This window comes from Amycolatopsis sp. NPDC005232 (genome assembly GCF_040607795.1).
GTDB lineage: Bacteria > Actinomycetota > Actinomycetes > Mycobacteriales > Pseudonocardiaceae > Amycolatopsis.
This window is the reverse complement of the sequence record NZ_JBEXHL010000012.1, coordinates 107,779-129,589: the sequence shown is the minus strand read 5'-3', so window position 1 is coordinate 129,589 and position 21,811 is coordinate 107,779. Positions and strand designations below refer to the sequence as shown.

The 21,811-nt window shown below is 69.5% G+C and carries 21 protein-coding genes, 1 tRNA gene and 2 pseudogenes; 7 read left to right on the top strand and 17 right to left on the bottom strand.

The features are described 5' to 3' along the window. Positions 1–15: 15 nt before the first annotated feature. The 5 genes and pseudogenes from ABZU76_RS23500 to ABZU76_RS23480 all read right to left on the bottom strand — a co-directional run bounded on the left by ABZU76_RS23500 (position 16) and on the right by ABZU76_RS23480 (position 4,878). Positions 16–375 (bottom strand): DUF742 domain-containing protein, encoded by a 360-nt coding sequence (locus tag ABZU76_RS23500; protein ID WP_220245825.1) that lies wholly within the window; start codon positions 373–375, stop codon positions 16–18. Beyond that, a complete protein-coding gene (locus ABZU76_RS23495) occupies positions 372–785 on the bottom strand; it encodes a roadblock/LC7 domain-containing protein (RefSeq protein WP_220245824.1) in 414 nt (137 codons plus the stop codon). Before ABZU76_RS23495 ends, ABZU76_RS23500 begins: the two co-directional genes overlap by 4 nt. Positions 786–852: 67 nt before the next feature. Further along, positions 853–2,304, bottom strand: a complete 1,452-nt coding sequence (locus ABZU76_RS23490) for an ATP-binding protein (protein WP_354873079.1) — start codon at positions 2,302–2,304, stop codon at positions 853–855. 536 nt (positions 2,305–2,840) lie between these two features. Further along, positions 2,841–3,781, bottom strand: a pseudogene (locus tag ABZU76_RS23485) (glycosyltransferase 87 family protein). Positions 3,782–4,167: 386 nt separating this feature from the next. Then, positions 4,168–4,878: a LysR substrate-binding domain-containing protein gene (locus ABZU76_RS23480; protein ID WP_354873077.1), complete on the bottom strand. Its 711-nt coding sequence runs from the start codon at positions 4,876–4,878 to the stop codon at positions 4,168–4,170. A gap of 37 nt (positions 4,879–4,915) precedes the next feature. Between ABZU76_RS23480 and ABZU76_RS23475 the strand changes: the two genes are divergently transcribed. The 5 genes and pseudogenes from ABZU76_RS23475 (at position 4,916) to ABZU76_RS23455 (ending at position 8,658) form a co-directional block, all read left to right on the top strand. Beyond that, the gene (locus ABZU76_RS23475; RefSeq protein ID WP_354873075.1) at positions 4,916–5,287 is read left to right on the top strand and encodes a DUF5997 family protein; all 372 of its coding nucleotides are present in this window, start codon (positions 4,916–4,918) and stop codon (positions 5,285–5,287) included. A gap of 126 nt (positions 5,288–5,413) precedes the next feature. Further along, positions 5,414–6,220 (top strand): metalloregulator ArsR/SmtB family transcription factor, encoded by an 807-nt coding sequence (locus tag ABZU76_RS23470; RefSeq protein ID WP_354873073.1) that lies wholly within the window; start codon positions 5,414–5,416, stop codon positions 6,218–6,220. Next, a pseudogene (locus ABZU76_RS23465) lies at positions 6,217–6,805 on the top strand (dihydrofolate reductase family protein). The gene ABZU76_RS23470 and the pseudogene ABZU76_RS23465 overlap by 4 nt, the downstream one beginning before the upstream one ends. 112 nt (positions 6,806–6,917) lie before the next feature. Then, positions 6,918–6,993 (top strand) — tRNA-Lys (locus tag ABZU76_RS23460). 420 nt (positions 6,994–7,413) lie between these two features. Beyond that, the gene (locus tag ABZU76_RS23455) at positions 7,414–8,658 is read left to right on the top strand and encodes an MFS transporter (protein ID WP_354873071.1); all 1,245 of its coding nucleotides are present in this window, start codon (positions 7,414–7,416) and stop codon (positions 8,656–8,658) included. A 46-nt stretch (positions 8,659–8,704) separates the two neighbouring features. On the opposite strand, the gene ABZU76_RS23450 is transcribed toward ABZU76_RS23455, so the two are convergent. The 7 genes from ABZU76_RS23450 to ABZU76_RS23420 form a co-directional block, all read right to left on the bottom strand. After that, entirely contained in the window at positions 8,705–9,679 is a 975-nt protein-coding gene (locus tag ABZU76_RS23450; RefSeq protein WP_354873069.1) for a GlxA family transcriptional regulator, read from the bottom strand. Then, the gene (locus ABZU76_RS23445) at positions 9,676–11,109 is read right to left on the bottom strand and encodes an MFS transporter (RefSeq protein WP_354873067.1); all 1,434 of its coding nucleotides are present in this window, start codon (positions 11,107–11,109) and stop codon (positions 9,676–9,678) included. The genes ABZU76_RS23450 and ABZU76_RS23445 overlap by 4 nt, the downstream gene beginning before the upstream one ends. Before the next feature lie 177 nt (positions 11,110–11,286). Next, positions 11,287–11,727 carry a nitroreductase family deazaflavin-dependent oxidoreductase gene (locus tag ABZU76_RS23440; RefSeq protein WP_354873064.1) on the bottom strand — a complete coding sequence of 147 codons (441 nt, stop codon included), beginning with the start codon at positions 11,725–11,727 and terminating at the stop codon, positions 11,287–11,289. A 105-nt stretch (positions 11,728–11,832) separates the two neighbouring features. Continuing rightward, positions 11,833–12,435, bottom strand: coding sequence for a helix-turn-helix domain-containing protein (locus tag ABZU76_RS23435; protein ID WP_354873061.1), 603 nt, complete (start codon positions 12,433–12,435; stop codon positions 11,833–11,835). Between the two features lie 24 nt (positions 12,436–12,459). After that, complete coding sequence (locus ABZU76_RS23430; RefSeq protein ID WP_354873058.1) at positions 12,460–12,636, bottom strand: hypothetical protein; 177 nt, start codon at positions 12,634–12,636, stop codon at positions 12,460–12,462. 234 nt (positions 12,637–12,870) lie between these two features. Next, the gene (locus ABZU76_RS23425) at positions 12,871–13,575 is read right to left on the bottom strand and encodes a GAF and ANTAR domain-containing protein (RefSeq protein WP_354873055.1); all 705 of its coding nucleotides are present in this window, start codon (positions 13,573–13,575) and stop codon (positions 12,871–12,873) included. A gap of 115 nt (positions 13,576–13,690) precedes the next feature. Beyond that, on the bottom strand, positions 13,691–13,930 hold the full coding sequence (locus ABZU76_RS23420) for a hypothetical protein (RefSeq protein ID WP_354873052.1): 240 nt from the start codon (positions 13,928–13,930) through the stop codon (positions 13,691–13,693). Between the two features lie 132 nt (positions 13,931–14,062). Between ABZU76_RS23420 and ABZU76_RS23415 the strand changes: the two genes are divergently transcribed. Further along, positions 14,063–14,779, top strand: coding sequence for a GAF and ANTAR domain-containing protein (locus ABZU76_RS23415; RefSeq protein WP_354873049.1), 717 nt, complete (start codon positions 14,063–14,065; stop codon positions 14,777–14,779). Between the two features lie 25 nt (positions 14,780–14,804). Here the strand turns inward: ABZU76_RS23415 and ABZU76_RS23410 are convergent, their stop codons facing one another. Together ABZU76_RS23410 and ABZU76_RS23405 are read right to left on the bottom strand one after the other, a co-directional pair. Continuing rightward, a complete protein-coding gene (locus tag ABZU76_RS23410) occupies positions 14,805–15,524 on the bottom strand; it encodes a glutamine amidotransferase (RefSeq protein ID WP_354873046.1) in 720 nt (239 codons plus the stop codon). Beyond that, a complete protein-coding gene (locus tag ABZU76_RS23405) occupies positions 15,521–16,063 on the bottom strand; it encodes an XRE family transcriptional regulator (RefSeq protein WP_354873043.1) in 543 nt (180 codons plus the stop codon). Before ABZU76_RS23405 ends, ABZU76_RS23410 begins: the two co-directional genes overlap by 4 nt. 127 nt (positions 16,064–16,190) lie before the next feature. On the opposite strand from ABZU76_RS23405, the gene ABZU76_RS23400 reads away from it, so the two are divergent. Further along, complete coding sequence (locus ABZU76_RS23400) at positions 16,191–17,621, top strand: amidase (RefSeq protein ID WP_354873040.1); 1,431 nt, start codon at positions 16,191–16,193, stop codon at positions 17,619–17,621. Here ABZU76_RS23400 and ABZU76_RS23395 read toward each other — a convergent pair. The 3 genes from ABZU76_RS23395 to ABZU76_RS23385 all read right to left on the bottom strand — a co-directional run bounded on the left by ABZU76_RS23395 (position 17,618) and on the right by ABZU76_RS23385 (position 21,754). Next, the gene (locus ABZU76_RS23395; RefSeq protein ID WP_354873037.1) at positions 17,618–18,727 is read right to left on the bottom strand and encodes a DUF916 domain-containing protein; all 1,110 of its coding nucleotides are present in this window, start codon (positions 18,725–18,727) and stop codon (positions 17,618–17,620) included. The two genes, ABZU76_RS23400 and ABZU76_RS23395, sit on opposite strands and share 4 nt — an antisense overlap. Positions 18,728–18,816: 89 nt before the next feature. Continuing rightward, positions 18,817–20,421 (bottom strand): metallophosphoesterase family protein, encoded by a 1,605-nt coding sequence (locus ABZU76_RS23390; RefSeq protein WP_354873034.1) that lies wholly within the window; start codon positions 20,419–20,421, stop codon positions 18,817–18,819. Between the two features lie 121 nt (positions 20,422–20,542). Continuing rightward, on the bottom strand, positions 20,543–21,754 hold the full coding sequence (locus tag ABZU76_RS23385; protein WP_354873031.1) for a HupE/UreJ family protein: 1,212 nt from the start codon (positions 21,752–21,754) through the stop codon (positions 20,543–20,545). Positions 21,755–21,811: the final 57 nt, after the last annotated feature.

Here is a 21,811-nt window from a genome sequence, read left to right as displayed (position 1 = left end):
GCGCGAGGGGTGCGTTCAGAGATTGCGGAGTCCAACGAGCACCTTCTTGAGGAATTCGGAGTCGGGGATGGACGCGCGCTGCAGCGCCGAAGAGGGGTGACGGGCCGAGACCTTGCCGCTGTCGAGCAGATCCGTGACCAGGATCTTCACGACGCTCACCGGCAGCGAGAGCTCCGAGGAGAGCTCGACGACCGACGTCGGGTGCAGGGCGATCCGCAGGATCCGCACGTGCTCGGACTGCATCCCGGCCGACGGCGCCGACTCGGCGACGATGATCGTGACGAGGTCGAGCTCGAGGTCCTCCGTGCGGCTGCGCCCGCCGGTGAGCGTGTAGAGGCGGTCGGGGTCCTCTTCCTCGACAGCGCGGCGGATCATGCCGTCGGACCGGCCTGCGCGTAGCGCGGAGCGGCGGTCAGGAACGAGCCGATCTGCTCGACCAGCTCGTCCATGTTGTGGCCGATCAGGCCGACGTCGGCGTCTTCGGCCGCGATCACCGCGAGGTGCGCGCCGATGCCGGCTTCGACGATGAACAGGATGCCGCCGTGGAACTCGGTCATCGAGTTGCGGATGCCGCCGCTGCCGTCACCGAACTCGGCCGACGCGCCGTGCGAGAGCGCCTGCACGCCGGCGGCGATCGCGGCCAGCTGGTCGGCCTTGTCGATGGAGAGGCCGGCGGTGTGGCAGAGCTTGAGGCCGTCCTTCGACAGCACCAGCGCGTGGACGGCTCCCGGCGTATTGCCGACGAGGTTCTCCAGGAGCCATTCGAGGTTCGAGTTCTGGGTCATCGAGGATCCGGGGGCGGAAAACGCGCGCCCCCTCACTCCAATCTGGGGGTTCCGGTGCGGCAGGGATTCAGTCGTTGTCATCGGCGTCCGCCTGCGACTCGGCCGGACTGGTGGCGACCCTGCGGGTGCGGCTCTGCTGGAAGGCCCCGAACCGGGCGCCGCTGTCGCCGTGGCTGCGGTTGGTCGGCCGCGGGCCGGGGCTCGGCGCCGGCTGGCGCGACGCGGCGAGCGTCTGCCCGCGCGGGCGCTTCGGGAGGCCGCCCGACTCGCTGAGCACCGGTTCCAGCGTGCCGCGCGTGGACTCGCGGCCCTCGGCGCGCACGGCGCTGACCAGCGCTTCGCGGCGCGGCTGGGCGTCGGAGAGGGGGTCGGTGAACGGGTCGGTGCGCGGCTGCGTGATCAGGTGGTTGGGGATGCGCAGGACCACGCCGGTGCCGCCGCGCGAGGACGGGCGGAAGAACACGTGCAGCTGGTGCTTGCGGGCGAGCTGACCGACGACGGCGAGGCCGAGGCGCGTCCCGGAGATCGTGGTGAGGTCGAGCTTTTCGTTCTGCGCCACGGCGATCTCGGCTCGCGTGAGCGCCTGCGGCTTCATGCCGAGGCCGCCGTCTTCGATGGTGATCACGGCGCCGTTGTGGAGGTCCTCGACGTAGACGTGGACCTCTTCCGACGGCGCGGAGAACTTGGTGGCGTTGTCCATCAGCTCGGCCAGCGCGTGCATCACGTCTTCGGCGGCGTACCCGGCGATGGCGCTGCCGCTGGTGGAGTGGATGCGCACCCGCGTGTACGCGCCGATGCGGCCCATGGCGCCGCGCAGGATGCTCTCCATGCGGATCGGCTTCGCCCAGCGGCGGCCCGAGCGCGCGCCCGTGAGCACGGCGATGGAGTCGGCGAGACGGCCGGCCTGGGCGGTGCTGTGGTCGACCTTGAGGACATCGCCGAGCATGTCCTCGGGGCAGTGGTTCTCCATCTCGCGCAGGTCGGCGAGGATGCTGGTGGACAGCGCCTGCACGCGGCCGGCGGCGTTCGCGCACGCGGCCGTGGCGGCGGCGCGGCGGCGCTCGCCCTGGGCGACCTCGTCGATGAACAGGCGCATGATCCGGTTCTGGAACGGGTCTTCCGGCAGCTGCGTGGAGTTGTAGACGTCGGCGGCGCTCGTGCCGTCGCGCAGGCGGTTGACCAGGGCCGGAAGGGTCTGGTCAACCATCATGGAGAGTTCGAGGTTGACCGCCGTCATCTGCCGAGCCTCGATCTGCGCCCGGCGCTCGGCGTGGCGGGCACGCTCCTCGGCGCCGGTGAGCGCCGACGACCCGCGCGTGGCAAGGTAGACGGCGACGACGAGGGCGACCCAGGTGACGGCCGCGACGACCGCGACGAGCACCCGGTTCTGCGCGGGCACCTCCAACGTCACCCACGCCCACAGCGCACCGGCGACGACCGCCGTCACCGGGACCGCGACCGCGGCCGGGACGACGCGCCCGCGCTGCTGCGCGTGGCGGGCGGGCAGTTGTTCCGACATGGCTTCAAGTCCTCGCGTCCGGTTGGTGGCAGGCCGTGCGCCGGGTTGGTGGTCTCGCTCGTTGTTCTGGCTCGTTGTTCGGGCTCTTCGCTGGTTCACGGCCTTCGGCGAAAGCGCGGTTTTCGCTTCCCGCCGGTGGCGCCGCTCCCCCATGTCTGGATGGCGGGACCCGGATATTAGCGCCATCACATCCGGGCTGCGAGCACCAGTGCCCTGGCGGGGTGCTAATAAGGCTACGCGCCAGGGGTTTGACGAGCGATTTCCGGCGCGTCGCCACTCTTCGCGTTTCCCGATGTGACGCTGCGTGTGATCAAGGCGCGCCGCGGGACCTTTCGCCCGGGGCGGGCGTGGTGCGCGACAATTCCCCCGAACAGAGCAGTGCGTTCACCAACTCAGCCCTAGGCGGCTCGCCGCGGGGTGACCGATTGTTTGGCGCGGTCACTCGACGGGGAGATGAATTGTTGTGTTTTGGCGATCGCGATTATGAATTCTGTTCGATGAGTGGGGAAATTCGTCCGGTGGGGCGTGGATAGGCCTCAGCGGGCGGCGAGTGCTGGTTCTTCGAGGCGCACCGAGGCCGGCTGCGTGACGACCAGCAGCCAGGTGAGGAAGCCGAGGGCGAGCAGAAGGTACGAGTCGCCGACGACGTGCTGCCAGGGTGCCCACGCGAGTTCGCGCATGTCGCTGTTGGGCAGGAAGGCGTGGGGCGCGGCGATGAACACGAGCGCGCCGGCGGCGAGGGCCGCGCCTTGGCGGGTGGTGCGGACGCGGGCGGCCAGGATGACCAGCGCCGGGGCGACCCAAACCCAGTGGTGGGACCAGGAAATCGGGGAGAGCACGAGGACGGCCGTCGCGTTGACCACGAAGGCGAGCGGCGGGTCCACTCGGCGCATCACGACGACGGCGGCCGCGATGACGAAGGCGGAGATGCCCAGCCACAGCACGTCGTACGCCAGCGGCGGCAGGTTGAGGCGGTGGAGCGCGCCTTCGATGGTCTGGTTGGTGGCGTAGGGCGAGCCGCTGAGGCCGGCCGCGCCGGTGAGGCCGCCGCTGAAGAAGTACTTCGCGGAGGCAGCCGGGGCGACGAGGAAACCGAGGCCGGTGGCCGCCGCGCCGGCGATCAGGGCGTTGCGGGCGGAGCGGAAGTCCTTGGTGAGCAAGAAGAACAGGAGAAAGCCCGCCGGGGTGACCTTGATGGCGGCCGCGATGCCGACGCGATGCCGCGGGGCCAGCGCGGGTTGGGCATGAGGATGTCGACGGCGACGAGGGCCATGAGGACGAGGTTGATCTGTCCGAAGGAGAGCGTGGAGCGCACGGGTTCGAAGGCCAGCGCGGCGACCGTGAGCGCGGTGGCGGGGAGCGCAGCCTGCCAGGTCGGCTTCAGGCGGCGGACGGTCGCGTAGAGGGTGACCCAGAGGGCGGCGAGGGAGACGAGGTCCATCAGCACGGCCGAGACGGCGAGCGGTGGGAGCGTCATGACCGTGAAGACGACGCCCGCGAACGGTGGGTAGATGAAGGGCAGCGGGAAACCGGAGGTGGTGGCGGGCAGCTGGCCGTAGAGGTCACCGCTATGGAGGACCGCGTCGGCGCCGAAGCGGTAGACCTGCAGGTCGACGGGGCCGAAGCTGCCGACGATGGCGAGCACTCCCCCGACGATCACCGTCGCGGCCGCGGCGAAGAGCAGTTTTCGCTTGGCGGGTTGTTCTTGCAGCATGTCCCCAGTCACCTCGTGCTCCGGTGTGCTTGATCCGGAGTCCGAGCCTGCTGGGAACGGCGTTTTTGTTGATCATCTGAACGGCCGGGGTGGGCTGGCCGTTCGGCTGGGGTTCGGGGGTGAGGTTCGGCCGAATGGCCGAGGTGGGGTCAGCCGCGGCGGCGGGGTTTGCCGCGTTTGGGCGGATGCTGGGGTTTCTTGGGGCTCTTGGTTTTCGGTAGGGCCTTGGCTTTCGGTTTCGGTTCCGGTGCCTTGCCGCGGGTGCTGTTGACCGTGCGGCCGCGGACGATGCCGATGAACTGTTCCATCAGGTCGGTGGTCTCGTCTTCGAGCCAGGACAGCGCGACTTGGGATTCCGGGACGTCGGCGAGGGGCCGGTAGGTGAGGTCGCGGCGGTGGTGCAACCGGGCGAGCGACTGCGGCACCACAAGCAGCCCGACGCCGGCGGCGACGAGCTCGATCGCGTCGGCGGTGGTGTCCGGCCGGTGCTCGGCGAGCTTGCCGGGTGGGTGGGGCCAGCCGAGGGTGTCGTCGTGGGGGTGGAGGAAGAGCTCGTCGGCGAGGTCTGGGAGCGTGACCTCGTCGGCGGCCGCGACGACGTGGTCCTTCGGCACGACGACCACGGTGGTCTCGATGTAGAGCGGGATCGCGTGCAGCCCGGTGCGGTCGATGGGCAGGCGCAGGAGTGCGGCGTCGACTTCGCGATCGTGGATCTTCGCGGTGGCTTCACGCGGATCGACGGATTCCAGGATCAGCGGAACTTTGGGCAGGCGCTCCTGCCAGGTGCGGACCCACTTGCCGGGCGTCACGCCCGGGACGTAGCCGAGGGTGAACGAGGGCGGTGCGTCCGGGCCGGTCACGCAGGCCAGGTTACCGACGGTGGTTACCCTGGGCCCCATGACCTCGCGCAAGACCCCTCAGACGATGAAGCCCGCCACCGCCGCGAAGAAGCTCGGCGTGTACCTGGAGGCGACCCCCTCGTCGTTCCAGGAGGGCGCCGTGTCGCGCGACGAGCTCAACACCCTGCAGACCGACCCGCCCGAATGGCTCCGCGACCTGCGGCGCAACGGCCCCCACCCGCGCCCGGTGGTGGCGGCGAAGCTGGGGATCTCCATCGGCGGCCTGTCGCGGGCGGGCTTGACCGAACCGCTGACGACGGCGGAGATCGAGGAGATCAAGGCCACGGAGCCGGAGTGGCTGGAGCGGGAGCGGGCTACGCAGGCTGAGGTGCGTCGGGAAGCTGCGAAGGTGAAGGGGTCGGAAGGCTGATCCTGGGCCTGTTCGGTCTCGGGGCTTCTGCCGGCTGATCGAATTTTCTTGGTGAACTCGCAGGCTAGAGGTCTGTTCTTGTATATTCCTTGACAAGAATATTCTGTCCGAGGAATACTTCTCTTCATGAACGAGATCGCAGCGGCGTTGGGTGACGGGGCGCGGTGGCGCATCGTCGAGTTGCTGGCGGGGCGGCCGAGGTCCGTGGGGGAGCTTGCGGAGCTCACGGGGCTGCGTCAGCCGCAAACGACGAAGCACCTGCAGGCGCTCGCGAAGGTCGGGGTGGTGTCCGTGACGCCGCTCGGGCAGAGGCGGGTGTACGCGATCGACGCCGTGCCGTTGAGGGCGTTCGCGGATCGGCTGGAGATCATCCTCGACAAGGTCGAGGCGCACGTCGGCGAGCGGGACGTGCTGGAGCGGTACCGGGCGGCCGTCGAGACCGAGACGGCGGCCGCGGATCGGAAGCGGTGGGCGGACGGGCGGGAGTTCTCGTTCGAGCGCCTGGTGCCCGCGCCGCCGGACGTGGTGTGGCGGTACTGGGTGGAGCCGGAGAAGCTGGCCGACTGGTGGGCGCCGCCGGCGTTCTCGGTGGTGGAGGTCGTGCTCGACCCACACCCGCACGGCGAGGCGGTGGTCGAGTTCCGCGACGCCGAGGCCAGCTACCGGTCCGAGGGCCACGTGCGGGCAGCCACCGAGAACGAGCGGCTCGTGTTCGACCTGGCCGTGCTGGGCGAAGCGTCGTTCACGACCGAGTACGACCTGGAGCTCGACGAAGCCGCCGAAGGCACCCACCTGCGGCTCGGGCTGCGCATCACCGACACGACCGTCGAGGCGGCGCCGCACATCGCCGGCATCGCGACCGGCTGGGGCCAGGTCCTCGACAACCTCATGGACGCCATCAAGATCGACACCACCAAGGGAGCACAGAAATGACCCGCACGGTTTCCGCCAACATCAGCATCACCCTCGACGGCCGCTACAACGGCCCCGGCGGCCGTGGCGACCTCGCCGCGATCGTCCCGTACGCCATGACGGAGGTCGCCCGCAACCACCTCGCCCGCCTGCACGACGGCGCCACCACGGCCGTCCTCGGCCGCCTCAACGCCGAAGGCTTCCTGGGCTTCTGGCCGACCGTCATCGACAACGAGGACGCCGACCCCCCGTGACCGCGGCTACGCGAAGTGGCTGGTGGACACGGAAAAGGTCGTCCTGTCGACCACGCTCACCGAGGCGCCGTGGCCCCACGCGCGCATCGCCAACGCCCCCGCGGCCGACGTCATCACCGAACTGAAGGCCAGAGGCGAGGGCGACATCCTGGTCAACAACAGCACCACCGTGATCAAGGCGCTGCTCAAAGCCGACCTCCTGGACCGCCTCTACCTCATGATCACCCCCGAAATCGCGGGCGGCGGCGAGCACCTCTTCGACGACGGCCTGCCCGCCACGAAGTGGAAGCTGTCCCTGCACGAAACCGGCGACCTCGGCGAGATGGCGATGGTCTACGACCGGGCCCGGTGAGCCCTTGTCCATTGTGGAATCCCCGGCCGGGTCCGGCCCCCACCGGCGAGGTGACGAGGATCAAGGCCCACCCTGCTGGTGACACGGCGGGCGCCCGCTAAACTGAGCCTGCGGGCCGCTAGCTCAGTTGGCAGAGCAGGAGACTTTTAATCTTCGGGTCCAGGGTTCGAGCCCCTGGCGGCCCACCACTTTCCGCAGGTCAGAGCCCCATTACAGGGGTGTGGGCGAACTGGGCGAGTCCACCTTTCCGTCCGGGCCACTGCCGGCGAGGAGCCGGACGGCCAACTGAGTGCCCCTGTCGACTGCGCAACGACCACCGAGGGGCAGCCACCAACCCGACCGCGGAGCCGACGACGGTCTGGTTGAGTGCCGCCGCGGGGGGCCAGTGATTCGGTGCGGTTGGCATTGACCTGGACGACGCACGATTTCGGAAGAATTCAGCACCGTTCTCCGCAACGGCAGGAAACCGAAGCGAGCGCGAAGCACTGTTTCCGACGATAGCGGCCACATAATCAATTCGGCCAGGAAAATTCGCTGATTGTCAAGCGTGGCAGCGCCAATGGTCGGCGCGGTAAGATAATTCGGCGTCGAGCGGGGCGAAACAGAAAATGGGCGGGCTGTTCCGACATCGCAATTTCCGGCATTTCTGGCTGGCCGACGCGATCAGCCAAGTCGGCAGCAGAGTGAGTGGCACGGCGATCTCGCTGCTGGTTGTGATCACGCTCCACGCCTCGACATTCGAGGTTTCGGTGTTGCGGACGCTGCAGACGTTGGCGTACCTGCTCATCGGGCTGCAGGCGGGGGCGTGGTGTGACCGGGTGCGGCACCGGCCGGTGCTGGTGGGCGCTGATCTCGGGCGGGCGGTGGCGCTGGGGTCGATTCCGGTCGCCGCGGTGTTCGGGGCGCTGACGATCTGGCAGGTGTACGCGGCGGTTTTCGTGGCGGGCGTGTTGACGGTGTTCTTCGATGTGGCGCACCAGTCGTTTCTGCCGAGGCTGGTGCCAAAAGCGGATCTGATCGAGGGAAACGCGAAGCTGAAGTTCAGCACGTCAGCGGCGGCGTTGGTGGGGCCCGGGTTGGGTGGGCTGCTGGTGCAGTGGCTGGCGGCGCCGGTCGCCGTGCTGGTCGACGCGGTCAGTTACCTGTGGTCGGCGGCGTGGTTGAGGACCGTGCGGGTGCGGGAGGTCGTCGCGCCTGAGCACCCGGAGGCGACGTTGCGGGCGCAGATCCGGGAGGGACTGCGGCTGGTGCTGCGCCACCCGGTGTTGCGGGCGATCGCGCTGAACAACATGGTGTCGGCGTTGTTCTCCAGCGCGTACCTGGCGATTTCGACGCTGTTCCTGGTGCGTGTGATCGGGTTGTCCGCCGGGGCGGTGGGGCTGTTGGGGAGCCTTGGTCTGGTGGGGGCGTTGCTGGGGTCGGTGCTGGCCAGGCGATTGAGCAGGAAGGTGGGCGCGGCGAGGTTGCTCGTGACGGTCGCGGTGGTGGAGGGGCTGGCGTACCTGCTCGTGCCGCTGACCGGGCCCGGGTGGCAGCTGGCGTGGTACGTGGTGGCGGGCCTGTTCACGAGCACGTGCGTGATCATCGTGATCGTCGTGCAGGTGAGCTTCCAGCAGACGCTGTGCCCGGATCACCTGCTCGGCCGTATGAACGCCACGATGAACTTCCTCTACTGGGGCGCCGCGCCCATCGGCAGCCTGCTCGCCGGCGTGCTCGCGACCGGCATCGGGTTGCGCCCGATGCTGTGGGTGGCGGGCGGCGGGATGCTGCTCGCCGCGGTCCCGCTCCTCGCGTCGCCGCTGCGGAGGATGGTCGACCTGCCTGCGGGTGAGGACGAGCCCGTGAGCCGGTGAGTGATGACCTCGGCACGATCAGGCAAGACCGCCCCCAACGATCAGCTCAGACGCCGGTGCTGTTGAACCGCTCGCGGAAGGCCGTGGGGGTCACGCCGAACTCGCGGGCGAAGGCGCGGCGCAACGACGCCGGCGAGCCGAAGCCGACCTGGCGGGCGATGGTGGCGATGGCGTCGTCGCAAGATTCGAGGCGGGATTTGGCGGCTTCGACGCGGACCTGTTCGACGTAGCGGGCCGGGGTGGTGTCGAGCTCGTCGCGGAAGAGGCGGTTGAGGTGGCGGACGCTGAGGCCGGCCGTGCGGGCCATGCAAACCAGCGAGTGGGGCGCCGCGGGGTTGGCGGTGATGGCGTCGAGGAGTTTGCGCAACGGCTCGTGCCGCGGGTGGGTGGTGCTCGTGCGGACGCTGAACTGCGACTGCCCGCCCGGGCGCTGCATGAACACGACCATGTCCTTCGCCGCGGCGCGCGCGACGTCGGCGCCGAACTGGCGCTCCACCAAGGCGAGCGTCAGGTCGATGCCGGCGCTGACGCCCGCCGACGTCACAACCTTGCCGTCCCAGACGAAGAGCGCGTCGGGCTCGACCGTCGTCGTCGGGAAGCGCGTGGCGAGCTCGCCGGTGAAGCGCCAGTGCGTGGTGGCGCGGCGGCCGTCGAGCAAGCCCGCCGCGCCGAGGAGAAAGGCGCCGGCGCAGATGGACGCGACGCAGCCCGCCCGGGCAGCGAGGTCGCGCACCGCGTCCACCATGGGCGGCTCGAGGACGGTCGACGCCCAGTCCGCGCCGCCTGCGACAAGGAGGACGTCGCAGGAGCCGGTGACGTCGGCGATGCGGCCGTCGACCGCGAGGGCGGTGCCGTTGGAAGTCGCCGCGGGGCGGCCGTCGGGTGAGACAACGGTGATGTCGTAGCGCGCGCCGAAGTCGTTGGCGGTGGTGAGGGCTTCCAGCGGCCCGGTGAGGTCGAGCAGCCGGACGCCGTCGTAGGCCAGCACCACGACCCGGCGCGCACCGTTCGACGGGCTCACCCGCCACCTCCGTTCAGGGTCGGTTTCGATGCTAGCCGCGGCTTCGGCAGGAAGACGGCCGCGACCAGCGCGGTGAAGGCCATCAGGCCGGCGGTGACGGCGAAGCTCAGCGCGTAGCCACCCGCGGCGGCGTGGGCGCTGTCGGCCCCGGACGAAAGCAGCGAACGGGTGTGCGCGTCGCCGACGGCGACCAGCGTGGCCAGGCCCAGGGCCATGCCGATCTGCTGCGAGGTGTTGTTGATGCCGCTGGCGGTACCCGCGTCGGCACCCGTGGTGCCGTCGACGCTGGCGATCATCCCGGAGATCACCGCGAAGCCGGCGCCGAGCGGGAAGAGCAGCATGCCGATGAGAACGTCACGCACGTAGGAACCGCCAACGTCCACGCCCGCGAACATCACGAACGCAGCGGTGAGCAGCAGCAGGCCTAGCACCATGACGGCGCGCTGCCCGATGCGCGGGATGAGGCGGGCCGTGAGCCAGCCGGTGAGCATGAACAGCGGGCCGATCGGCAGGAACGACAACCCGGAGTACAGGGCGTTCAGGCCGGCGACCTGTTGCAGGTACAGCGCCATCGTGAAGAACAGCACGCCCATGGCCGCGCTGAACGTCAGCAGCACGAGGTTGCCGATCGCGCGGCGGCGCGACAGCAGGAAACCCAGTGGCACCAACGGGTTGCTCGCCTTGGACTGCCACCAGCCGAACGCGAGGACCAGCACGGCACCCACCACCGCGGCCCACCGGCCGGCCGAGGCGAGGAGCCCGTAGACGATCAGTGTCAGGCCCACGGTCGCGAGCACGGCGCCCGCGATGTCGGGGCGGCCGCGGCGCGGGCTCCGGCTTTCCGGCACCAACGCGGGCGCGCACACGAACGCGACCACCGCGATCGGCAGGTTGACGAAAAACACCCAGCGCCACGACAAGTACGTGACCAGCACCCCGCCCAGCACCGCACCGAGCGCGGCGCCCAAACCGCGCAGCACACCCCACGTCGACAGGGCGCGGGCGCGTTCGGCGGGTTCGGTGAACAGCACCGTGACCAGCGACAACGCGGCGGGCGCCACCAGCGCGCCGCCCACGCCCTGCAGCACGCGGCTGATGACGAGCATCGCGGGCGTCACCGCCACGCCGCCGATCGCCGACGCCACCGCGAACAACGCGAGCCCGGCCAGGAACACGCGGCGCCGCCCGAGCGTGTCGGCGATCCGCCCGCCCAGCAGCAGGAGGCCGCCGAACGGGAGCGTGTAGCCGTTGACCACCCAGGAAAGCCCGACGTGGGAGAAGGCGAGGTCGTGCTGGATCGGGGCGAGCGCGACGTTGACGACGGTGGTGTCCAGCAACAACATCAGTTGCGCCACGGCGAGGACGATCAGCCCCCACCACCGCTTCCGGTCGACAGCGGGGGACGCGATGCTGGGCAACGCTGAGGACATCGAAGGCACTCCCAAGACACTCCACGGGCCGGCGCTGATCGCCGGCCCGTGAGTTCCAACCGCCGCCGCTGCCCGGGCGATGGTCCAGAACGTGCCGTGCGACGGGCAGTTCCGGCCACCAACGCAAGACGCCGCGGCGGGCCCGGGACAGGGGCCTCGCCGCGGCGTCGAGGGAGCTCAGGCCTCGATCGGGCTGAGGACGAAGATCGGCATCTTGCGGGTGGTCTTGGTCTGGTAGTCGGCGTAGTCGGGCCACACCTCGACGGCGCGGTCGAACCAGGCGGCGTACTCGGCGTCGTGGACTTCGCGGGCCTCGTAGTCCTTCTTGACGGCGCCGTCCTGGAGCTCGACATGGGAGTTCGCGACGACGTTGTAGTACCAGACCGGGTTCTTCGGCGCGCCGCCGAGTGAGGCGACCACGGCGTACTCGCCGTCGTGCTCGACGCGCATCAGCGGGGTCTTGCGGAGCTTCCCGGTCTTTGCGCCCACCGAGGTCAGCACGATGACGGGCTTGCCCTGGTTGTCCGTGCCGTCCTGGCCACCGGACTTCTCGATCAGCTCCGCCTGGTCACGGCTGAAGTCGAAGGGGCTCGGCTCGTATTCGCCGGTCAGCGGCATGTCCGCACCTTTCGTGTCGGCAACGGGCCTCGACCTGAGACCCATAAACGGACTATACCCCGCTTCGACCGGCAGACGTGACGGCGGCAACACCCGCGGCGAAGATCAGCCGCAGACGCGTTCGACGAGGGTTTTCCAGCCGGCCGCGAGGTCCCGCGGCATCGTGGCGGGGGCGGCGCCGTCTGGCGCGCGCAAGTACAGCAGGAGCGGGCCTTCCAGCGCGGCCGTCAGCTGCAGGGCCAGCGCGCGGATCCCCGGGACGTCGGGGCAGGCCTCGCGCAGCAGCACCTGCACGTGGAACAGCGACGGGCTCGCGGAAACCGGGATCGGCTGCGCCGGGTCGAGCGCCGCGCGGGCCAGCGCCGTGCGTTCGATGAGGAACTCCATGCGCGCGTGGCCGAAGGCGACGAGGCGTTCGACGGCCGGCGCGCCCGGGCCCAGCGGGGGCGGGCCGTTGAGGATCCGCTCCTGGAACGCTGTCTCCTCCACGTCGAGCAGCGCGAAGAAGATGCCCGCGCGCGTGCCGAAGCGGCGGAAGACGGTGCCCTTGCCCAGGCCGGCACGTTCGGCGAGGCCGTCCATCGTGACCTTGTCGGCGCCGAGTTCGTCGACCATCGCCCGCGCGACCTCGATCAGGTGCGCGCGGTTGCGGGCCGCGTCGGCGCGCTCCTCGCGCGGGCCGCCCAAGGGGATCGCGATGGGTTCCACGAGCGGCACGCTACCCGTCGCAGGTCACCGCACGATGGACGTCGCGAGATCCCACCGGCGTTCGGAAGTGGCCGGGTCCAGCGCGTACGCGGCGACGCCGGGGACACCGAACTCGGTGGGGCGCGATGGGACCACCGGTGCCTGGTTGACGTCCTCGAAGTAGCGGCCGCCGATCGGCTCGACCAGCGGTGACGCGGCCAAAGCCGGCGCGCGGGTCGGTGTCGTCGTCCGTGGTCGAGCCGTCGGAGTGCTGTGCGAACAATGCCTGATCCCGAGCACGAGAGGCTGCTGTCCCCTGGGTACGGGAACCGGACCCTCGTCACCCATCACGCCGAGCCGGGTAGTGACTCCGAGGAGCGGTTGCGACTTCTGACTACTTTGGATAGTCCGGTCGACCGTGCGGCCCGGTTTCGCCGGCCGCCGCAGCGGAGTGAATCAGCGGTCGGACACCGTCGTCACGAAGCGGGTCGCGATGTCGCGGAGTTTGGTGTTGGTCGTCTGCGATTCGACGACGAGGCGCTGCATCGCTTCGTTCGCGTTGATGCGGTGGATGGCCATGAGCATGCCCTTGGCCTGCTCGATCACGGCGCGCGTCTGCATGGCGTGTTCGAGCTGCTCGGCGCGGGCGCGCGCGTCGCGGTAGCGGTGGTGTGTGCGCAGGCCGAAGGCGACCATCGTGACGTAGACCTTGAGCAGCTGGCCGTCCAGCTCGCGGAAGCCGTGGTCACCGAAGCCGAAGAGGTTGAGCGCACCGGAGAGCTCCTCGTCGACGCGCAGGGGGGCCGCGAGGTAGCTGCCGATGCCGAGGTCGGCGGCGACGTCGGTGAACTCGGGCCAGCGACGGTCCGCGGCGGGCAGCGAGAGGCGCACGATCTCGCCGGTTTCGGCGGCCTCCAGGCAAGGGCCTTCGCCGGCGGCGTACTGCGCGGCGTCGGCCTGTTCGGCGCGGGGATCGGTGGTCGCGGCCGTTTCGCCCTTTCCCGAGCGGATCACGGTCACGCTCGCCATGTCGGCGTCGGGCACAGCGCGCACAGCTTCGGCGCTGATCACCTCGAAGAGAACGGGTTCGAGCCGGTCGTCCTCGAGGGCCCGGGTGAGGCCGTGCATGGCCTCGGCGAGCTCGTCGATCTCTTCCGACATTTTCGTCTCCTCATCCACTCCGCCTGTCTCCTGTCGTACGCGTGCGGGCGAGCTGGGTGGCGGATCGGGTTGCGCCGAGCGCCTCCGCGGGAGACGGCTGACAATTTCGGCCGGGTCAGTCCCAGTCCGGATCGGAGCGGCCGCGCGCGTCGGCGTCGACCGCCGCGATGACGCGCGCGGCTTCGGCGTCGTGGTCGTGGTGGTGGCGGAGGTCGGCCGAGGCCTGGTTCTCGGTGCACGCGTACTGCACCTGGAGGACGCCGACCGCTTCGCGGAGAACCGACCGCAACTGCACGCGCACGAGCATCCCTCGTGCGGCGGTGTCGCACGACGCCGTGCCGTCCTGGGCGGTCATACCTCCAACGGTCCTCCTGAAACCGGCCGAGCGCCACCTCGGCAACGCCGTGAGCTCGGCAGCGGTCGGCGGAGTGCGCCAAAATGGGCACAGGCCGGGCTGACCCGGGTGGCGAGTGCGGAGGTCGGAGCCGTGGACGAGCAACGCCGGGAACGGCTGTGGCAGCTCGTCGCCGCGTTGATCGAACACGCCGGTGAGCGGCCGGAATGGGTGCGTGCGGTGTGCGAAGTGGCCGCGGGCGAGGTCCACGCGGACGCGGCCGTGATCTCGCTGCGCACGGCCGGACGGGCGCAGGACCTCGTCGCGGCCAGCGGCGACTGGGCGGAATCGCTGGAAGAACTGCAGTACACGGTCGGCGACGGGCCCGCGGTCGAGGCGTTCACCACCGGCGAGCCGGTGCTCGTCGACGACCTGACGTCGGGTGAGGGGCGCTGGCCGGGCTTCGCCGACGGCGCGGCGGAGACGGGCGCGGCCGCCGCGTTCGCGTTCCCGCTGCAGACCGGCGCCGTGCGACTGGGCACGCTCGGGCTGTACCGGCACCGGCCCGGATCCCTGTCGCCCGAAGAGCTGGCGAACGCGCTGACGCTGGCCGACCTGTCGACCACGGCGTTGCTGACGGACAGCTCGGGCGCGATCAGCCCCGTCGCGAACTGGGCGCGCGAAGACGTCCCGGGGCACTACGACGACGTCCACATCGCCACGGGGATGCTCGCGACGCAGCTCCAGATCAGTCTCGCCGACGCGCTGCTGCGCCTGCGAGCACACGCGTTCAGCCGGCACCTGCCGCTGATCGGGGTGGCGCGCGCGGTGCTCAACCGGGAGCTTCGCCTCGACTCCTTCACCGACTGACGGCCGCCGGTCAGCGGAGCGAACCTCAAGCGGACGCGGAAAGCACCTGTTCGGCTTCGTCGAGCCACGTCGTGAAGACCGTTTGCGCCGCGCGGGCCAGCGTTGGGCCGTGGGTGGCGGCGTCGGCGCGGAGGGTGCGGGGATCGACGCCCGCGGTGGCGAGTTCGAAGGTGTGGCCGATGAGCCAGGGTTCGAGGCGCGTGTGGTCGGCTTCGAGGTGGAACTGGAGGGCGAGGGTGCCCGGGGCGGGACTGAAGGCCTGGCGGGGAAAGCCCGGGGTTTCGGCAAGGGTCGTCGAGCCGGCGGGGATGGCGAACTGGTCGCCGTGCCAGTGGAGGACGGGGACACCGTCCAAAGGGGACAGCACCGAGTCGCGGCCGGCGGGCGTCAAGCCCAGCGGGGAGTAGCCGATTTCCTTCTTGCCGGTCGGAGTGACGTCGGAGCCGAGGGCTGCGGCGATGAGCTGGGCACCGAGGCAGATGCCCAGGGTGGGGCGGCCGGTCGAGAGCCGCGTGGCGATCGAGGTGAGTTCGTCCGGCAGGAACGGGTACAACGCGGTGTCGCCGACGCCGATGGGGCCGCCGAGGACGACCACGACATCCGGGGCGGACAGGAGCTCCGGCGTGATCGGGTCGACGCCGGCTTCGAGGTAGTCGACGGTGTAGCCGCGGGCGAGCAGCAGCGGTGACAGGAGACCGAGGTCCTCGAAAGCCACGTGCCGAACCGCCAACGCGCGCTTGGTCACGCTCGCTCCTCCGGGGCCCCGATCACCACGAGCACCTCCGCGGGCTCGGGGCTGATCGACTTGACGTAGTGGGGGATCCCGCCGCGGAAGTACACCGAGTCGCCGGCGGACAGGCGTTCCGTGCGGTCCGGGAAGCGCATCTCGATCTCGCCGGAGCGAACCAGGATCAACTCGTCGCCGGAGTGGGCGCGGTAGAGGCACTCGACCTCGGTGGTCGGCGGGTAGATGAGGAACGGCAGCATCTGCTTGCCGACCACACCGCCGGCGAGGTGCACGAAGCTCGAGCCGGAGTCGGGGACAGTCGGATCCGCAGCGGTGCCGACGCGGCGGACTTCGAGGTTGGCGCTGTCCTGCGCGTCGCCGAAGAGCTGGGTGACGTCGACGCCGAGGGTCTCCGCGAGGCCGATCGCCACGGCGATGGAGGGCGTGCTGTTCCCTCGCTCCACTTTGGACAGATACGACTTGGTGAGGCCCGTCCGGCGGGCGAGCTCGTCGAGCGTCCAGCCGCGTTCCTGGCGCAGCATCCGCAGGGTCCTCACGTGTCGCAGCCTCTCACCCAGTCATTGTCTCATAATGATACACCGTTGACGATAGGACACCTTGTGTCATGGCGCCGGTTGTCCTACCTTCGAACAAGCCCACCAGCCGAACAGGAAGGGCACCGCGATGAGCAGCCCCGCCGCTGTTGACGAGTCCCTCTGTTACCTGCCCGCCGAAGAAGCCCTCCGCCGGTTCAAGGATCGCACCCTCGCGCCCAGCGAGCTCATGGCCGCCGTGATCGACCGCTGCGAAGAGGTCAACCCGCACGTCAACGCCATCACCAACCGGTTCTACGACCAAGCCCGGCAGCAGGCGGCCGACGCCGACCAGCGTTACCGCGACGGAAGCGCGCGCCCGCTCGAAGGAATTCCCTTCGCCGTCAAGGAACTGCACCCCGTGAAGGGCGTGACGACTTCGGGGGGCTCCAAGATCTTCGAAGGCGTCGAGGCCGACCACACACTGCCGGCCATGCAGCGCATGTTCGACGCCGGCGCCATCATGCACATCCGCACCACCACGCCGGAGTTCGCCCACTGCGGCCACTGCCACAGCCCGCTCTACGGCATCACCCGCAACCCGTGGAACCTCGACTTCAGCAGCGGCGGCTCGTCGGGCGGGTCGTCCGTCGCCGTCGCGACCGGCATGGCCGTGCTCGCCGGGGGTGACGACGGCGGCGGCTCGCTGCGCATGCCCGCGTCGTCGTGCGGGATCGTCGGGTACAAGGCTCCGTTCGGGCGCAACCCCTCGGCGCTGCTGGACACGATGTTCGAGGCCATCGTGCACGTCGGCGTGCTCGGCCGGACGGTCGGCGACGTGGCGCTCGCGCAGAACGTGGTCTCCGGGCAGCACCCGGACGACATCACGACGCTGCGCGAGCGCGTGACGATTCCCACTGGTCCCGGCTCTGTAGCCGGCCTGCGCATCGCGTACTCGCCGGACCTGGGTTACGTCGAGGTCGACACCGAGGTGGCGCGGAAAACGGAGGAAGCCGTCGCGAAGCTGGCCGAGGCCGGTGCCGTGGTGGAGCAGGTGGATCTCGGCTGGAACGAGAGCAGCTACGACGCCTGGGTCACGCACTGGCAGGGGCTGTTCGCGGCGATCGCCGGGGACCACATCCCGCAGTGGCAGTACAAAATGGACCCGTTCGTGCGCCACCTGATCCTGCAGGGCCGGCAGCTCGACCACGTGCGGGTGAAGAAGACGGAGCTCGTGCGCACGCAGATGTGGACGAAGCTGTCAGCCGTCTTCGCGGACTACGACCTGATGGTGTGCCCGACCCAAGCCGTGCCCGCGCTGGCCGCGAACCACCAGAACGACGACAAGTCCTTCACCGTCAACGGAAAACCGGTCGACGCTTATCTCGCGTGGGCGCTGACCTACCCGTTCAACCTGCTGAGCCAGCTCCCGGTGCTCACCGTGCCGTCGGGCGTCAGCTCGTCGGGCGTGCCGACGGGGCTGCAGATCGTCGGCAAGCCCTACCACGACGAGGCGGTGTTCTCGGCGGCGAACGCGTTCGAAGCCGTCGCGCCGTGGGCGCAGCGGCATCCGAACCTTTAGGACACAGGGGTTTCGGACACAGGGGTTTCGGACTGAGCGGTTTCGGACTCGGCCTTCTTGGATTCAGCACTGTCGAGCGTCACGGTTTCGGGCGTTTCAGAGGGGAGCTCAGCCGGGCTCCCCTCGTCGCCCGCCCGGCGCTTGCACAGCCGCCGAACCACGAAAACAACAACGAGCACCAGCAAAACCAGCACGACCAGCAACGTCCACGGAACCGCCCAGCCACCGGCCGAGCCCGTCACCACGGCGAGCGGCGCGACGGAGCCGGACGCGTCCGGGAGCAGCGGCGTGATCAAGACGTCGGCGGCCACGCGCACCCCCGGAACCACACCGTGGACGGGCACCGAAACCTGCCACGTCTCCCCCGGCAGTAGCTGCGGCGAGTCCGGGATCGCGGCGGCCGGGGTGGTCCAGGCGCCGAACAAGCTGGAGACCGACGCGCTCTGCCGCGCGGCGGCGATGGCGTTACCGGTGTTGTGCACGGTGTAGGACAGCGTGGCGTCACCCGTGCCGAACGGGTTCGCCGTGCCTGAGTAGTCGACGCGCGCGTCCTCGACGGACAGCGCGGGCGCCAGGTCACCGCCCACGCGCAGGCGGATGCGGATGCCGAGGCGGCGCTCGACAGCGCCTTGCTGCACCGACGTGACGATGCCGCCTAGGAAGTCACCGGCCAAGGTGGCGGCGGGAACGGCGACGGTGAAGGGCACGTCGGCCGATTCGCCGGGCCCCAGCTTCACGTGGTCGCTCGCCGCGCGCACCCACGCGCCGACGCCGACCGACTTCTTGTCGCGCGCGAGGAGATCGACCTGCCCGTCGGGCCGGGTGAACGCGTCCGCGGTGTACACGGCCAGCTCCAGCGGCGCGGTGCCGTTGTTGACGACCTTGAGGCCGTCGTGCACCTGCTCCCCCGCTTGGGCGGTGTAGCTGTAGTTGACGCGATCGGCACCGAACTCGTTGTCCGCGGTGCTGACGGCCCAGGGCGCGGTGTCCTGAGAAGCCGTGTCTTGAGAAGCGGTGTCCTGCGCGGCGGCCGGCAGCGCCGTGGTGGCGGCGAACCCGGCGGCGAGCAGCACGGCGGCGAGCGCGCGGGTGAGCGTGGAACGCATGTGCAGTCCTCGGGCAGGTGGGCAGAACGGAGTGAGCAGCAGGGGCGGGTGCCGGCGAGCACCCGCCCCTGCCTGGTGGATCAGGCGAGTCAGCTCAACGCGGTGAGCGTGGAGCCGAGCGTGCCGAGCGTCTGGCTCAGCCAGTGCGGACCGTCGTGGTCGTCGTGACCGTGACCGTCGTTGCCGTGGCCGCCGTTGCCGCTGCCCCCGCCGTTGTGACCGTGGCCGTTGTCATCCTTGGTGTGGATGACGACCTGGTCGACAAAGGAACCGACCTTGCCCGCGGGCGAAGCGCCCTCGTCCGGGCCGCACCACTTGACGTTGCCGCGCTCGACGGCCGCGTTCGGAGCGGCACAGGTACCGCTGCGGACTTGCTGAACCTCGAGCTTGTCGTCTCGCACCTGGACCTTCACGTAGGTGCGCACGTGCTCCTGGTTCTCGACCGAGTTGGCCCAGTGGTTGTCCGGGTTCAGCGGGTCGGCGCCGTAGTTCGGGTCCTTCGTGGTGTCCGGGTCGGTGAGGTCGTAGTACTTCGACCCCGACGCGGAGTTCGCCGTCACGTAGACGACGCCGCCCGGGCCCTGCTGGACCTGCGTGGCGCCCGGCTGCTCGGCCGGGTTGGCCTTCTTGCCGTTCTTGATCACGTAGCTGCGCGAGTAGCTGTGGTCGTGACCCTGCAGAACCAGGTCGACACCCAGGTTGGAGAACGCCGTCGGGAAGTCCTGGCGGCGCAGCTGGTTGTCACCGTCGTTGGCGTGGTCCGCCGGCGAGTAGATCGCGTGGTGGTACACGAGCACCGTGTACTTGGCCTCGCCGCCGTGCTTCTTGATCACGTCGGTGACGTAGGCGATGTGCGCCTCGTCCGCGTTGTTGGCGTAGGCGTTGCTGTTCAGGTCGATGAACAGCACACCCTTGTAGGTGTACCAGTAGTCGCCACCGGAGTTCGTGTTCTGCGAGCCGTTGTAGAACGGCGTCGAACGGTCGGTGTTCGGCGTCCAGAAGTGCTGCTCGTAGGCCTTGCCGCCGACGTCGTGGTTGCCGATGGTGGCGGCCCACGGGTACTGGCGCAGCTTGTCCGAGCCGAGGAACGCGTCCCAGTCCGCCTCGACATTGGCGGACTCGACCTGGTCGCCACCCGACACGAGGAGCTCGGCCTTCGGGTTGGCGGCCAGCGACACGTTCAGGGTGTCGGCCCAGCCGGCCCCGTCCTTCGCGACGTCACCCGACGAACCGATCTGCGGGTCACCGAAGAACAGGAAGTCGAAGTCGCCCTTGAAGGACTGCGTCTTGAAGGAGTACGTCGGCGACCAGCCGTCACCGTTGCCGATGCGGTAGGAGTACGCCGTGTTCTGCTGCAAGCCGTCGAGCGTGGCGTGCGCGTTGAACCCGCCGTTGACCGCGTTGCTGCCAATGACCGCCGAGAACTTCTTGGCGTTGGTGGGGAAATTGCCGTGGTTGAGCCAGTTGGTCGGCACCAGCTCGACCGTCTGGTCGGCGTTGGTCGCGGTGTACCACGACAGCACGCGCTGCGATTCCTTGGCACCGACACCGAGAACGATGGTGTTCGCCTTGGCCGGCGGGGTCGGCGTCCACGTGGCGGCAGTCGCCGAACCGTTGCCGAACGCCAGCATGAGGCTCACGCCCACCGTCGCGACACCGAAGGCGAGGTTCCGCCCGGATCTGGAAGGTTTCATCGGATGTGCTTTCCCTTTCGGGTAAATGGGTCGGGAAGACCGATTGGTAGCGTTTCCGCCCATGATGTGCGTTAGGTGAACTTCGTCGGAAGGACGGGTGGCCCGCCCAGGAATTACGTGGTCAGCCCGCCGCGATGCGCTCCACGAACCAGGTGAGCCCCATCACTGAAACGGCCGCCGCGATGACCCCGGTCGTCCACTGTGGAGCGAAGGTCGCACGGCGGCGGATCAGCACGAGAAGCGGGAAAACGATCGCGATGATCGCCAGCTGCACCGTCTCGATGCCGACGTTGAACACGAGCAGCGACCACAGAAGTGTCCAAGACCACGCGGTGTCGATACCCAGGGCCGAAGCGAACCCCAGGCCGTGGCAGAGGCCGAAGCAGAACACCACGGCGAGCCGGATCCACCCGGTGCGGTCGAGGCTGAAGTGGCCTTCACCGGTGAGGTCGTCCTCGATGCCGTTGACCTTGCGCCGCCACAGCCGCCACAGCGGCCAGGCCGCGACCACGGCGATCGAGAGGGCGATGAGGGGCTCGATGATCGCGGCCGGCACCGTCACCAGCCCCAGCGCGGCCAGCACGAACGTGACGGAGTGGGCCAGCGTGAACGTGGTCGCCGCCAGCACGATCTCGCGCAGGCGCCGGGAGCCGGCGATGAGCGCGAGCAGGAAGAGGATGTGGTCGAGACCAGTGAGCAGGTGTTCCGCGCCGAGCCGGAAGAACTCCCAGAACCGCTCACCGAACGACTGCTGCGTGGAGAACGACGGCTGGTGCGCGTCGAGGGCGGCGCTGCCCGAGGTCAGGTCGAGGTCGTAGGTGACGACGGTCTTGGTGTCGCGGACGTAACCCTCGGTATCGGGGAACAGCGCGCTGCGCACCTCGTGGGCATCGGCGCTTTGACAGCGGTAGTCGAGGTCCAGCAGCGCGTAGGGCACACCTTCCCGCTGCTCCATGCGGAATCCGCCGTCTTTCGTTGGGGCGCAGGGACTTTCCGTGGTCACGTGGAAGCGTTCCGTCACGTACTTGATCACGGCGGCCGAATGGTCTTCGAGCGCTTTCGCCTGTGCGGCGGAATCGTGTGCGTCGAACGCAGCAGTGCCCTGCTTGAACAGCGGGTCGTCGTGCTCGGCGTCGGCGACGGAGACGACCAGTAGGTCGTACTCGAGGCCGAGCTCCGCACGCACTTGTCCTGACCCAGGTGACGTGACGTCGGCGTAGACGACCGACGAGAACCCGTGCGCGGACGCGGTCGAGGTGCCGAGAATAACCGCCAGCGCGGCGAACGCGAAAACTGTTGCCAGGCGGGCGAAACGTCTGAGGGGGCGGGGCATGGACTTCCTCTTTCCGGTTGCTCGCCCGCACTTTGCTGGGCGCAAGCGAACAACCGG